12 protein-coding genes are annotated in these 9,313 nt (G+C 68.7%); 8 read left to right on the top strand and 4 right to left on the bottom strand.

Translation table 11 applies throughout. The annotated features are described in order from the left end of the window. Together AC1D12_RS15730 and AC1D12_RS15725 are read right to left on the bottom strand one after the other, a co-directional pair. On the bottom strand, positions 1 to 616 hold a 616-nt coding region (locus AC1D12_RS15730; RefSeq protein WP_477841385.1), incomplete at its 3' end, for an aminotransferase class I/II-fold pyridoxal phosphate-dependent enzyme. A gap of 2 nt (positions 617 to 618) precedes the next feature. Continuing rightward, the gene (locus tag AC1D12_RS15725; RefSeq protein WP_477841383.1) at positions 619 to 1,206 is read right to left on the bottom strand and encodes a LysE family translocator; all 588 of its coding nucleotides are present in this window, start codon (positions 1,204 to 1,206) and stop codon (positions 619 to 621) included. Between the two features lie 169 nt (positions 1,207 to 1,375). Here AC1D12_RS15725 and AC1D12_RS15720 point away from each other — a divergent pair, with 169 nt between their 5' ends. The 5 genes from AC1D12_RS15720 (at position 1,376) to AC1D12_RS15700 (ending at position 3,929) form a co-directional block, all read left to right on the top strand. Continuing rightward, entirely contained in the window at positions 1,376 to 2,350 is a 975-nt protein-coding gene (locus AC1D12_RS15720; protein WP_465113194.1) for a threo-3-hydroxy-L-aspartate ammonia-lyase, read from the top strand. After that, the gene (locus AC1D12_RS15715; RefSeq protein WP_477841381.1) at positions 2,347 to 2,712 is read left to right on the top strand and encodes a GFA family protein; all 366 of its coding nucleotides are present in this window, start codon (positions 2,347 to 2,349) and stop codon (positions 2,710 to 2,712) included. The genes AC1D12_RS15720 and AC1D12_RS15715 overlap by 4 nt, the downstream gene beginning before the upstream one ends. Before the next feature lie 67 nt (positions 2,713 to 2,779). Beyond that, positions 2,780 to 3,079, top strand: coding sequence for a flagellar basal body protein (locus AC1D12_RS15710; RefSeq protein WP_477826627.1), 300 nt, complete (start codon positions 2,780 to 2,782; stop codon positions 3,077 to 3,079). Between the two features lie 147 nt (positions 3,080 to 3,226). Further along, positions 3,227 to 3,409 carry a hypothetical protein gene (locus tag AC1D12_RS15705; RefSeq protein ID WP_047511428.1) on the top strand — a complete coding sequence of 61 codons (183 nt, stop codon included), beginning with the start codon at positions 3,227 to 3,229 and terminating at the stop codon, positions 3,407 to 3,409. 310 nt (positions 3,410 to 3,719) lie between these two features. Next, a complete protein-coding gene (locus AC1D12_RS15700; RefSeq protein WP_047511430.1) occupies positions 3,720 to 3,929 on the top strand; it encodes a hypothetical protein in 210 nt (69 codons plus the stop codon). 40 nt (positions 3,930 to 3,969) lie between these two features. On the opposite strand, the gene AC1D12_RS15695 is transcribed toward AC1D12_RS15700, so the two are convergent. Next, positions 3,970 to 4,392 (bottom strand): FKBP-type peptidyl-prolyl cis-trans isomerase, encoded by a 423-nt coding sequence (locus AC1D12_RS15695; RefSeq protein ID WP_052213036.1) that lies wholly within the window; start codon positions 4,390 to 4,392, stop codon positions 3,970 to 3,972. Between the two features lie 227 nt (positions 4,393 to 4,619). Between AC1D12_RS15695 and AC1D12_RS15690 the strand changes: the two genes are divergently transcribed. Then, a complete protein-coding gene (locus AC1D12_RS15690) occupies positions 4,620 to 5,288 on the top strand; it encodes a hypothetical protein (RefSeq protein WP_047511432.1) in 669 nt (222 codons plus the stop codon). Here the strand turns inward: AC1D12_RS15690 and AC1D12_RS15685 are convergent. Next, the gene (locus AC1D12_RS15685) at positions 5,203 to 7,215 is read right to left on the bottom strand and encodes a response regulator (RefSeq protein ID WP_477828179.1); all 2,013 of its coding nucleotides are present in this window, start codon (positions 7,213 to 7,215) and stop codon (positions 5,203 to 5,205) included. The genes AC1D12_RS15690 and AC1D12_RS15685 overlap by 86 nt on opposite strands. Before the next feature lie 46 nt (positions 7,216 to 7,261). Here AC1D12_RS15685 and AC1D12_RS15680 point away from each other — a divergent pair, with 46 nt between their 5' ends. Both AC1D12_RS15680 and AC1D12_RS15675 read left to right on the top strand, forming a co-directional pair. After that, positions 7,262 to 8,251, top strand: coding sequence for a tRNA dihydrouridine synthase (locus AC1D12_RS15680; RefSeq protein WP_477841378.1), 990 nt, complete (start codon positions 7,262 to 7,264; stop codon positions 8,249 to 8,251). A 30-nt stretch (positions 8,252 to 8,281) separates the two neighbouring features. Next, positions 8,282 to 9,313, top strand: a 1,032-nt coding sequence (locus AC1D12_RS15675) for a DUF4397 domain-containing protein (protein ID WP_477841376.1), incomplete at its 3' end; no start/stop codon positions are given.

Genomic DNA, 9,313 nt, shown 5'->3' with positions numbered 1-9,313 from the left:
AGCCGGGGTTGTCGACCATCACCGCATCGCCCGCCTGCAGGAAGGCGCGGCAGATCAGGTCGATCGCGTGGGTGCCGCCGTAGGTGGTCAGGATGCGGTTCGCATCGGCCGCGATGCCCTGGCCGCGCATCAGCGTGGCAATGCGCTCGCGCAGCTCGGGCAGCCCCTGCGGCGGGCAGCGCGCTGCCATGCCGCCGTTGGCGCGCGCCAGGCCGCGCTGCACGACGATGGCGGGGATGGCGTCTTCCAGCCACGACACCGGCAGCGAACCGGCGCTCACCGGCAGCACGCCGGCGCGCTGGTCGTGGGCCTGCTGCACGAGCCAGACGGCGTCCTGCTCCTCGCCGGCTTCGAGCATGGCATCGAGCACCGGGGGCGCCGCCGTCTCGCAGACGAAGAAGCCGGCCGTGCCGCGCGACTCGACGACGGCCGCCGCGACCAGCCGGTCGTAGGCGGTGACCACGGTGTTCGGGCTCACGCCGAGCTGCCGCGCCAGCGTGCGGATCGACGGCAGCTTCGCGCCGGCCGACAGGCGCCCGCCCTCGACGAGCGCACGCAGCCGGGTCTCGATCTGGTCGGCGAGCGGCGCGGGGGAGTCGCGGTCGAGGGAGAACATGTTCAGCGGGTCAGCAACAGCACGGCCAGCACGGCCAGCGATCCCGCCATGATGGCATTGAATGCCTCGCGCCAGCCGGGGCGCGTCAGCACCCGGCGCAGCCCGGCGCCGAACAGCGTCCACATCGAGATGCACGGGAAGTTGGTGGCCAGCGTGATCGCCAGCACCAGCAGCGCGGCCACGCCGGTCGGCATGCCCGCCGGCATGAAGACCGTCGCGACGGTGACCGACTTGAGCCAGGTCTTCGGGTTGACGAACTGGAACGCGGCGGCCTCGAAGAAGCCGACCGGTTGCGCGAGCTCGGTGCCGAACACCACCGGCGTCGTCAGCTTCCACGCCATCCACAGCAGGAACAGCGCGCCGGCGATGCGCAGCACGTCGTGGACGGCCGGGTGGTCCGCCAGCAGCGTGCCGAGCCCCAGGCAGGCCAGCCAGGTCTGCACGCCGCCGCCGATGCTGACGCCGAGCAGGTGCGGCAGGCTGCGCCGGTAGCCGAAGTTCGCGCCCGAGGTGGTCAGCAGGATGTTGTTCGGACCGGGCGTCGCCGACATCAGCAGCGAGTAGYTCAGCAGGGGCAGCAGGTCGTTCATCGCGTCTCCTTCACGGTGGAGACGAGCTTGGGGGCGCCGCCGCGGCGCGTGAAGCTACAGGGCAGGGGGCTGTGCCGAGGCACTGTATCAATCGCTGCGGGGGCACAGTCACGGCGCGCGCAGGCTGGGCTACGCTCGATGCACCCTCCGCTTTTTCCGGACCCCGACGATGGACCTGCCGATCTCCTGGCGCGATGTCGACATCGCTGCCGCCCACCTCGAAGGAGTGGCCCACCGCACGCCGGTCGCCACCTCGCGCACCGCGAACCAGCGCACCGGCGCGCAGGTGTTCTTCAAGTGCGAGAACCTGCAGCGCATGGGCGCGTTCAAGTTCCGCGGCGCCTACAACGCGCTGGTGCAGCTCGACGCCGCGCAGCGCCGCCGCGGCGTGATCGCCTGGTCGTCGGGCAACCATGGGCAGGCGATCGCGCTGTGCGCCAGCCTGCTGGGCATGCCGGCGGTGGTCGTGATGCCGCAGGACGCACCCGCCCTCAAGATCGCCGCGACCCGCGGCTATGGCGCCGAGGTCGTGCTGTACGACCGCTACCGCGACGACCGCGAGGCGATCGGCCAGCGGCTCGCCGCCGAGCGCGGCCTGACGCTGGTTCCGCCGTACGACCATCCGCTGGTGATGGCGGGGCAGGGCACGGCCACGAAGGAGCTGATCGAGGAGGTCGGTCCGCTCGATGCGCTGTTCGTCTGCACCGGCGGCGGCGGGCTGCTGAGCGGCAGCGCGACGGCGGCCAACCACCTGTCGCCCGACTGCGCGGTGTATGGCGTCGAGCCGGAGGCCGGCAACGATGTGCAGCAGTCGTTCCGGCGCGGCGAACGCGTCAGCATCCCGGTGCCGCAGACCATTGCCGATGCGGCGCAGACGCAGCTGGTGGGTGCGCTGACCTTTCCGGTGATCCAGCACCGCGTGCGCGACATCCTTACCGTCAGCGATGCGCAGCTGGCGCGCACGATGCGGTTCATCGGCGAGCGCATGAAGCTGGTCGTGGAGCCGACCGGCTGCCTGGGGGCGGCGGCGGTGCTCGAGGGGGTGCTGCCGCTGGCCGGCCTGCGTGGCCTGCGTGTTGGGGTGATCCTGAGCGGCGGCAACATCGACCTCGGGCGCTATGGCGAGCTGGTGGCTGCGGCATGAGTGCAGACCGGCCGGTGCAGACGTGGCAGGGCAGTTGCCATTGCGGGGCGGTGCGCTTCGCGATCAAGACCGACTTTCCCGAGCTGACCACCTGCGACTGCTCGATCTGCCGGCGCAAGAACGCGCTGATGGTGAAGGTGCACGAGAGCCTGTTCACGCTGCTCGCCGGCGAGGCGTCGCTCAGCGAGTACCGGTTCCACACCCACACCGCGCGGCATTTCTTCTGCAGCACCTGCGGCATCTACCCGTTCCATCGCAAGCGCGTGACGCCCGATTTCGTCGGCGTCAACGTGTTCTGCCTGGAGGGGTTCGATCCGGCCGGCATTCCGGTGCGGGCGACGGTCGGCGCGGCGATGGTTTGAACCCGTTGCCTGGAATCGCTCAAGTCGGCGCAGGAACGGCCGATATCGCCGCAAGCGAGGTCCTGCCATGTCCAACACCTTCTCCATCGGCCTGTCCGGCCTGTACGCCGCCCAGCTGCGGCTCGACAGCGCCGCCCACAACGTCGCCAATGCGCAGACCCCGGGTTTTCGGCGCCAGCAGGTCGTCCAGCAGGCGCAGCCTGAAGGCGGCGTGCAGGCCGAGATCGCTGCGCAACGGCAGACCGGCGGTTCGCTGGAGGCCGATGCCGTCGAGCAGATGTCGGCCAGCTACACCTATCAGGCCAACCTGCGCACCGTGAAGGTGCAGGACGAGGTGCTGGGGTCATTGTTGGACGCCGTGGCGTAACGTGACGACATATATCTCGTACTTGCCTTTGCGGTTCTTAACGTCAACCAATCGTCAACAAAGCCCGTTGTGGACACAAGCCGGGCAACAGCCGGGCCAGCTTCAGGAAGTCGAGCAGAACGACTTCCATCCAATTCGGGATACACCATGACCAAGTCTCTGATCGTTGCCGCCGTCCTGTCCGCTTTCGCCGTGGGTTCGTTCGCCCAAGCCGCTGCCACGGCCGATGCCGCTTCGGCTCCCGCCAAGAAGGCCGCTGCCCACAAGAAGCACAAGGCTGACAAGAAGAAGGCCGAAGGCGCTGCTCCGGCTGCTTCGGCTGCCAAGTAATCAGGCCCGGCCTGAGACGAAGAAGCCGGGCTTGCCCGGCTTTTTTTCGTCTGGCCATCGCGATCTTCGGTCGGCGGCGGATGCCGGCGGTCGCGACGGCCTAGTCTGGATTGGAAGGTTGTCAGGCAATGGCTGCTCTCCCTGTCGGACGGACCCTTCGCACTGACACGGGGATTGGAGTTTTTCTGACCCCCTGCAACGAGGGGCCCTGACAGCGCAGTCGCCGGGCAGCGCCTAATCTTCAGTCATCGAGTTTGGGCTTGTTGAGGTCGACGACCACTCCCAGGCAAGGTGCTCCACGGAGGCTGACATGAGCTCTACTTCGCAAATCGCACGCTACGAAATCCGGTTCCAGTCGCTGTTCAACGAAGGCCGGGCCCTGGCCTTTCCTTGCGATGCCGAGGGGCATGTGCAGATGGACGCACTCAGCGACCGCGCCCGCACCAACTACCTGTATGCCCGAGCCGTCGTCGGTCGCGAGTACGCGACGCCGGCCGTGATGCGCAGCGACCTGCACTGAACGCCAGTGAGCATCGCCGCCCGGCGCAGGCCGCGGTGGCTCACTTGCCGGCGATGCCCAGCAGTTCCACCTCGAACTGCAAGGTGGCATTCGGCGGGATGACACCCCCGGCGCCAGCCTCCCCGTAGGCGATGGCCGGCGGACACACCAGCAGCGCCTTGCCGCCCACCTTCATGCGCTGCACGCCTTCCGTCCAGCACTTGATCACCCGGTTCAACGGGAACTCCGCCGGCTCCTTGCGAGCGTAGGAACTGTCGAATTCCTTCCCGTCGGCRAACGTGCCGCGGTAGTGGACGCGGACACGGTCCGTGGCCGCCGGGCTCGGTCCCGACCCCTCCTTCAGCGAGCGATACACGAGGCCGGTCGGCGTGACCAGCGCGCCCTGCGCCTTCGCCGCGCTGGCCGCCAGGTCGGCCTGTGCAAAAGTGGACAGGCTGATCAGGCAGGCCGTGAGGCCGATCAATGGTGTCTTCAAACCGTGACTCCCGAGGTCAATGAGGGACGGCCATCATCGCCGAATGGCGGCATGGGCCGGGAACATCGATGCACGGCGACGCACTTGGAACACAGGCTTACGACTCGTGTTGGGTCGTGTCCTTTTCAACGGGACCGACGAGAGTCCCTGTCTATAGGGTGGGTACGTGGCGATGTGCCACGCCACACAGGGGTATCCCAACCTCCTGTCCGACCATGACGACAAGCCACCTCACTTTCAGCGTTTCACTCGCCGCCACGGCTGCTGACCTGCAGGATGTCTGCGGCGTCCGTGCCTGCGCCTATGGGCATCATCTGCCCGACATGCAGGAAACCCTGGCCGTCCCCGATGCCGTGGACGGCCGGCGCGGCACGGCCATCCTGGTGTGCCGCGACAAGGCCACCGGTGCCGCCACCGGAACCGCGCGGATCCAGCGCAATGTGGCGATGCCGCTGCAGCTCGAGGGCAGCGTGATCCTGCCGCGATGGCTGGCCGATGAGCCCCGCGCCGAGCTCACCCGGCTGGCCGTGATGCCGGGTGCCGATCCGCAGACCCGGCTCATCCTGATGAAGGCCGCCTACCTGTATTGCCTGGCGAGCCAGGTGCGCTGGATGGTGATCGGTGCGCGCAGCAACGCACTGATCCGGATCTACCAGGGGCTCGGATTCACCGATGTGCTCGGGCCCGACGATCGTGTTCCGCTCGCGCATGCCGGCAACCTGCCGCATCGCATCCTGGCCTTCGATGTCACGGCGGCCGAGCGCACCTGGCTGGCGTCGGGCCATGGGCTGTATCCGTTCATGATCGAGACCTTCCATCCGGATGTGAATCTGTTCCCGAAAGAGTCCATGCTGCCTCAGAACGAGGTTCGTGTGGCGGCGTGACGCCCGGCGACGGCAGCACGCCGCTCCATTGCGCCAGGACCCGCATCAATTCCTGGCGGTTGAAGGGCTTGGCGAGCAGGTCGTCCATGCCGGCATCGGCGCAGGCGCGCCGGTCCTCGTCGGTCGAGGTCGCCGTGATCGCGATGATCGGCACCCTGGGAAGGAGCAGGGTGCGCTCCTGTGCCCTGATCTCACGGGTGGCGGCCTGTCCGTCCATCGTGGGCATCTGGCAGTCCATCAGCACGATGTCGGGTCGCTGCGACTCGCGCAGCGCCCGCCCGACGGCCTCGCGCCCATTGCCCACGCGTTCATGGACCAGCCCCTGCTGTTTCAGGTAGGCGCAAAGGATCAGCGCGGAGACATCATCATCCTCCGCGACCAGCACGCGTCGCAGGTCGATCACCGGGATCGCCGGCGATGCGCCATCCTGTGCTTCGCCGGGCGCCGTCGTGCCCGGAAGCCGGGCGATGAACACGAACCGGGAGCCGACGCCCGTCTTGCTGAGCACGCTCAGCGAGCCTCCCATCGCTTCGGCCAGTTCCCGGGCGATGGTGAGGCCGAGGCCGGCACGGCTGCCCATCGGCGCGCCGTCGGTGCCGGGCGGCGGTGGGTTGGGTGCATCGAAGAGGTGATCCTGGTCGCCCGGCGCGATGCCCGGCCCGGAGTCGATCACCTCGACCTTCACCATGTCGGGCTCGCCCGTGCGCACGAGGTTCATCTCCACCCGGCCCCTCTCGGTGAACTTGATGGCGTTGCCGAGCAGGTTGTGCAGCACCTGCCTGAACCGCGCGGCATCGCCCACCACCCAGCTGGGCCGGGGAAACGCATGCGTCATCGAGAAATCGAGGCCCTTGTCGGCACAGCGCAGGGCGAACACATCGCCCACCAGGCCTGCCTGCGTGACGATGTCGAACACCTCGTGCCGGATCGGGAAGTGCCCCGTCTCGATGCGCGAGACGTCGATCAGGTCGTTGATCAACCTCAGCAGGTGGGTGCCCGATGACTCGATCAGCTCGAGGCGATGCTGCACGGCAGGCTCGCACGCCTCGAGATGGAGCAGCCGTGCGACGCCGAGGATGCCGTGCAACGGGGTGCGCAGCTCATGGCTGATGTTGGCGAGGAACTGGGTCTTGACCTCGATCTGCCGCTGCGCCAACTCGAGTGCGGCTGCCTTCTCCTGCGCCAGCGCCTGGGCCTCGACCCTCAGCAGGATGCTGGCGGTGAGGCGTCGTTCGCCGGCGCGGGCCGTCAGCAGTTGCAGGCCCAGCAGCATCAGCAATCCGAGGCTGCCGACCGCGCCGACTTCGTCGGCTCGCAGCGCCAGCCCGAGGGCCGTGGGCACCATGATCGGCCCCACATAGGCCGCGGTGGCCAGCAGCCGTGCCTGCAACCCGAAGGTGGCCACGCAGGTCACGCAGGCCAGCGCCGCCGCGACGAAGGACGAGACCTGCACCGGCTGGTGCATCAGCCAGAGGCCCGCCACCCCCCAGACCGCGCCGTCGAGTGCCAGCAGGCCGTACGTCAGGTGCCGCCAGCCTCGGGTGGCCGGCTGTCCGGCGCGCGCATGCTTGTGGGCCGAGAAGATCCGCAGGGCCGACACCGTCAGCTTGACGCTCATCCAGCCGCGCACCCAGTCGAGCGGGGTGGAGCCTGACCAGTAGACCGCCAGCAGCACGGCGAATGCCGTCGCGAGCAGCGTGCCGGCGCGCGTGTGCAGCAGCACCATGCGCAGCAGTTCGGCTGCGACGTGTTCGGCGTGGGCGGCGTCCAGCGGGGGGATCGGTCCGGCCTCGCCAGGGGCGCCAAGGCCCGGGACCTCACCCGACGTGCGATGCAGTGCCATGTGTCGTCTCCCCGCGCGCCAGTATGCAACCGGGCCGGGCCGGTGGGCCGCTGGCTGGCGGCCGGCGTCGTCCGGTCGCTTCATTTCGGGACATACGTACACTGGTGGATTGCCAGTCCACAACGATCCGATGACCATCCTGTTGGCCCCGATGGAGGGGTTGCTCGATTTCACGCTGCGTGACGTGCTCACCCGCGCCGGCGGCATCGACCGTTGCGTCTCCGAGTTCATCCGCGTCACCGGCACCTTGCTGCCGGAGCGCGTGTTCCTGCGCATCGTTCCGGAATTGCGCCATGGCGGGCGCACGCCGAGTGGCGTGCCGGTCAGCGCGCAGCTGCTGGGTTCCGATCCGGGCTGCCTGGCCGAGAACGCGGCGCGCCTGGCGTCGCTGGGGCCGGCTGGCATCGATCTCAATTTCGGCTGTCCGGCGAAGGTCGTGAACCGGCATGGCGGCGGCGCTGCGCTGCTGCAGGATCCGGAGCTGCTGGCACGCATCGTCGCCGCGGTGCGGCGCGCGGTGCCGATGGCGATGCCGGTGACGGCCAAGATGCGCCTCGGCTTCGACGACGACCTGCGGGCCGTGGAATGCGCACAGGCCATCGCGGGTGCCGGTGCGGCGGAACTGGTCGTGCATGCACGCACCAAGGCGCACGGCTACCGCCCCCCGGCCTATTGGGACCGCGTGCATGCGGTGCGCATGGCTGTGCCGATTCCGGTGATCGCGAACGGCGAGATCTGGACGGTGGCCGACGCGCATCGCTGTCGCGAGGTATCGGGATGCGATGCGCTGATGGTCGGCCGCGGCATGGTGGCCGACCCGGGACTGGCGCGTGCCATCGCGCGGCCGGGCAGTTCGCTCGGCTGGCCGCAGCTGCTGCCGCTGATGCTGCATTTCTGGCAGCTCGTGGGCGGGCATGTCGAGCCGCGTCATCGCGCCGGCCGCCTCAAGCAGTGGTTGAACTACCTGCGGCGGCGCCACCCGGAGGCCGAAGCGGCCTACCAGTCGGTGCGCACCGTCAATGACCCGCAACTGCTGGAGTTGCATCTGCAACAGTGGTGCGGTGCGAGTCATACAGCTTCACACGCGCGACACCAAGCGATTGCAGGCGTGCCCGCATAATGACCTGAACCATTTCGAGGATCCCGACTCGTGAAACGCCCGACCCGTGCCCTGCTGATCACCGCTCTCCTGCTCCCGTTGCTGCATGCCTGTGGCGGCAACAGCGAAGATGACCAGGGCTCCGTGCGCCTGATCAATGCCACCGCCGATTTCGCGCTGCTCGACGCCTACCGCGACGACAGCGTCATCATCGGCAGCGTGGCCGCCGCGTCCGGCAGCGGCTATGTGCACCTCGACAAGGACAGCTACACCTTCAAGATCGCCCAGACCGGCTCCGGCGTCACGGCGGCCAGCTTGTCGGGCTCGGTGTCGGCGGGCTCGCACTACGCGTTGCTGGCCTATGCGAGCGGGTCGGCATTGCAGGTCAGCTACCTGACTGAAGACGAAGGCGCGCCGAGCTCCGGCCAGGCCAAGCTGCGCTTCATGCACACCGCCGGCCTCGAAGCCGGCAACGTCGACGTGTACGTCGGCCAGGCGGCGTGCAATGCGCTGGGCTCCACCTCCATTGCGGCGGCCAGCGGGCTGTCGACCGCGACCTCGGCGACGGCACCGACCGCCTACACCGCGTTCAGCGCCGGCACCTACCACGTGTGCGTGACTGCTGCCGGCAGCAAGACCGACGTGCGGCTGGACATTCCGGCGTTGACGCTCAGCAACCAGCAGGTCGCCACGCTCGTGCTGACCCGCAGCGGCGGCGGCGTGCTGGTGAACGGGCTGCTGGTCAACCAGCAAGGTGCGGTGACCCCGAGCGCCAATCTGTCGACGCGCGTGCGCGTGGTGGCCAACACCCTGGTGGCGACCGACACGATCAACGTCGCGGTCAACGGCACGACCGTCGGCAGCAACCTCTCGCCGGCCTCGGTGGGCAGCTACCGCCTGGTGACGGCCGGCACCCTGAACGTCACGGTCAACGGCGCGGCCGTGGACGTCGGCACGGCGACAGCGCCTGCCGGCGGCGACCTGACGCTGCTCGTGACCGGCGACGTGGCGTCGCCCAAGCTCTCGGTGGTCACCGACGACAACACGCCGTCGACCAGCGCTTCCGAGCCGGTCAAGCTGCGC

This window comes from Rhizobacter sp. P1_G5 (assembly GCF_056405435.1).
Note: the sequence above shows the minus strand (reverse complement) of the source record. Positions and strands in the feature narration are given on the sequence as shown.